Origin of the sequence: Mesorhizobium sp. M4B.F.Ca.ET.089.01.1.1, from assembly GCF_004022605.1 — a bacterium.
Classification (GTDB): Bacteria; Pseudomonadota; Alphaproteobacteria; order Rhizobiales; family Rhizobiaceae; genus Mesorhizobium; species Mesorhizobium abyssinicae.
Genome location: NZ_RZOS01000562.1, coordinates 1 through 3,264, shown reverse-complemented (window position 1 = coordinate 3,264; position 3,264 = coordinate 1). Strand labels below are relative to the sequence as shown.

Annotated in this window: 4 protein-coding genes; 2 read left to right on the top strand and 2 right to left on the bottom strand. The window is 63.1% G+C overall.

Annotated elements, in window-relative coordinates; genetic code table 11:
• Positions 1-911, top strand: a 911-nt coding sequence (locus tag EN780_RS30640) for a sensor histidine kinase (RefSeq protein WP_133372785.1), incomplete at its 5' end; no start/stop codon positions are given.
• On the top strand, positions 908-1,552 hold the full coding sequence (locus tag EN780_RS30635; RefSeq protein WP_128276152.1) for a response regulator transcription factor: 645 nt from the start codon (positions 908-910) through the stop codon (positions 1,550-1,552). The genes EN780_RS30640 and EN780_RS30635, both read left to right, overlap by 4 nt.
• 130 nt (positions 1,553-1,682) lie before the next feature.
• Here the strand turns inward: EN780_RS30635 and EN780_RS30630 are convergent, their stop codons facing one another.
• Positions 1,683-2,156: a hypothetical protein gene (locus EN780_RS30630; RefSeq protein WP_127285198.1), complete on the bottom strand. Its 474-nt coding sequence runs from the start codon at positions 2,154-2,156 to the stop codon at positions 1,683-1,685.
• 517 nt (positions 2,157-2,673) lie between these two features.
• Positions 2,674-3,264, bottom strand: a 591-nt coding sequence (locus tag EN780_RS30625; RefSeq protein ID WP_348631279.1) for a hypothetical protein, incomplete at its 5' end; no start/stop codon positions are given.

The following is a 3,264-nucleotide window of genomic DNA, read 5'->3' as shown; positions in this document are numbered from 1 at the left end:
TCTACAATCCGGTGCGCGAACCCTGGTCGGGCGAAGTCGTCGCCGTGTCGGAATTCTACGAGATCGCCGACGACTTCCAGGAAACGCTGAACGCGGCGCTGTGGTCGACCTGGCTGGTGGTGGCTGGCGCCACGGCGGCGGCATTGGCGCTGTTGTCCGGAATCGTCTTTCGCGGCAGCCGTACCATCGAGACGCAACGCACGGCACTCGAGGCGAAGGTGACGGAATTGCAGTCGGCGCTGTCGCAGAACTCATCGCTGCGCCAGCGCGTGCAGCGGGCCTCGCGCCGCGCCACCGCCATCAATGAACGCTATCTCAGGCGCATCGGCGCCGACTTGCATGACGGGCCGGCGCAGCTTGTGGCGCTGGCCGCGCTCAGGATGGACAGCCCTCTGCTGCTCGATCCAGCCGCCTCGAGCGAATTGCGCGAGGCCGAGATATCGGGCATCCACAAGACGCTCGGCGAAGCGATGCGCGAGATACGCGGCATCTGCAACGGCCTGGTTCTGCCGCAGATCGAGACGCAGGCCGTAGTCGACATCCTGACGTTGGCGGTGAAGGAACACGAGCGGCGCACCAGCAGCAAGGTGGCGCTGACGCTTCCCGGCCGCCTGCCGGAACTCGGCACTTCCGAGAAGATCAGCATTTACCGTTTCGTACAGGAAGGGTTGAATAATGCGTGGCGGCATGGAAAGGGCAAGGATCAGGCGGTGCGGGCCGGCATGAAAGGCGGCAGGCTGATGGTGGAGGTGATGGACGGTGGTCCTGGCTTCGATCCCAGCAGGAGCGAGGGGCTCGGGCTCGCGGGCCTGAGGGAACGCATCGAAAGCATCGGCGGACAGTTCGAAACACTGTCCGGCCCGCAAGGCACGCGATTGGTGATCACACTATCTGTCGAGGAGCAGCCGTGACCGCAACCATCCGTATCGCCATTGTCGACGACCATCCGCTGTTTCGCGAGGGCGTGGCGCGCAGCCTCGGCGAGATCGGCGGGTTCGCGGTGGTCGGCGAAGGCGCCAGCGCCGACGACGCCGAAAGGCTGGTGCAGACGACCGCACCCGACATCCTGCTGCTCGACATCAGCATGCCGGGCGGCGGGCTCAACGCCGCGGCCCGGATCCTGTCCGGCCACCCCGGGCAGAAAATCGTCATGCTGACAGTGTCGGAAACCAATGCCGATGTCGCCCAGGCACTCAACACCGGCGTGCGCGGCTATGTGCTGAAGGGCGTCGGCTCCAAGACGCTGGCCGAAATACTCGGCGAGGTCGCGGCTGGCCAGAGCTATGTCTCTCCGACGCTGTCGGCAAGACTGCTGTCGGACCTTTTGCAGCCGGCGAGCCGCAAGCCCGACCCGCTCAGCCAGCTCACCGGCCGCGAGGCGGAGATCCTGCGGCTGGTGGCGGAGGGCCTTAGCAACAAGGAGGTCGCCGCCAGGCTGTCGTTGCAGGAAAAGACGGTCAAACATCACATGACCAGGGTGCTGGCCAAGCTCAACGTGCGCAACCGCACGGAGGCGGCGCTACTGATGCATGAGGCGAAGGAGAAGAATTAGATTAGTGAATGGTAAATGGATAGGCGCCAACACTATTCACCATTCACCCATTCACTATCTATTCACAAAAGTCACCCCCGCCCTCAGGACGGGGGTGCGTGAGGGACAGAAAGGGGGTAGCTCCCTGCCCTCACAAGCCCAGCAGGCGCGCCAGATCCTCGGGCGTCGCCTGGCGCTCGACGATGGTTCGGCCAAGAGCATCCTCCATCTCGAAACGGCCGTTCCGGATTTCTTCCTTCATGCCGTCGGGATGGACGACCTTGATTGTGTCGCCATCGATTTCGACCTTGTCTCCGGTCGCCGCGTTGACGTGGCTGTTGTGGCTGGCGCTGTTGCCGCGGTTGCCGTTGTTGTTGCCTGAGTTGTTGTTACCGCTGTTATTGTTGCTGTTGCCGCCGCCGGAGCTTGAATTGCCGCCGCCGTTGCCGTTGCCGCCACCGTTCCCATTGCCGCCATTGCCGTTGCCGGCATCGGCATAGGCCAATGCAGGAACGATCCTGGCGGCGCCATAGAGCTTGACGTGGCAAGGCGCGATCGTCAGCGCCAGCACCGTCGAGGCCCCCAGGACAAGCCGGCTCAGCCGGTTCAAGGACAGTGTGAGCATCTCCTCTCCCTGCCGGTCTTCTCTCCGGTCTGGCAGACCGCGGCCGGCATGATTGAGAAGAGGAGAGCATCCATGCATGGGCACGCGCGCGAAAGCGGCCCACGACCCTTGCCCTGCCGGTTCGGACCTTTTTTACGCCTCTGCCGGACCTATGTCGCAATGCCGGCGCAATGCGACCGGCGCGACGAACGGCAACGCCAGGACGCGGCAAGGTTGCGGCGCGTTAACCAAACCTCTTGGAAAGCACAACGCAATTCTCTAAGACTATAGCGCGTGAAAAATGCGGGGACCGCGCCAACGAACCGCGATGCGCCAAGGGTTGCCCAGCAGGAATGCAAGGCAGACCCCAAAAAAATACCCCCGCCAGAAGGCGGGGGCAAGGTGAGCAACGAAAGTCCTGTCAACCGATGATCAAGGACTGAAGAGACGAAGCAAAAGGTGGCAACCTGATTTTGCAGCGCTGACCTTCGGTCCCGAAACGATCACTTCCAGATAGAACCTCGCTCTCACAAACCGTTCAAAAACTCTTCAGCCGCGCCACATCGGCAGCGGTTGCCCTTCTATCGACGATGGTGCGCCCGAGCGCGTCCTCCATCCTGAAGCGGCCGTTTTCGATTTCTTCCGTCATTCCGTTGGGGTGCGTGACCCTGATGCTCTTGCCGTCGACTTCGACCTTGTCGCCGGTTACGGCGTTGACATGATCGACAGTGGCATTCTCGCCGGTGCCTTTGCTGTTACCCTTGCCGTTGCCGCCGGCGTTGCTGTTGCCGCTGTTTCCGTTGCTGCTGCCGCCGCCGCTGTTACCGTTCCCGTTGCCGCCGCTATTGCCGCCGCCGTTGCCGTTGCCGCCGCCATTGCCATTGCCGCCCTTGCCGGCTTGGGCCTTGGAAGCGACGGGACCGTCGATCGAGAGATGAAAAGGTGCGATAGTCAACGCCAGCGCCGCCAGCGCCCGCAAGACCAGCCTGCAGCCCATGCGCGGTACGCGCATCCCATTCTCCCCATGCCGGTCAACCGGCCCGAACCCAGCCGAAACCCCAACGGCATTGTCGATGCGAAAACATTCACAAATCGCAACGCCTTGCGGAAGTGGCCCACGACCCATGTC

Coding starts and splice junctions, on each gene's coding strand:
- EN780_RS30630 (WP_127285198.1), bottom strand. CDS start 2,156: ATGCTCACACTGTCCTTGAACCGGCTGAGCCGGCTTGTCCTGGGGGCC.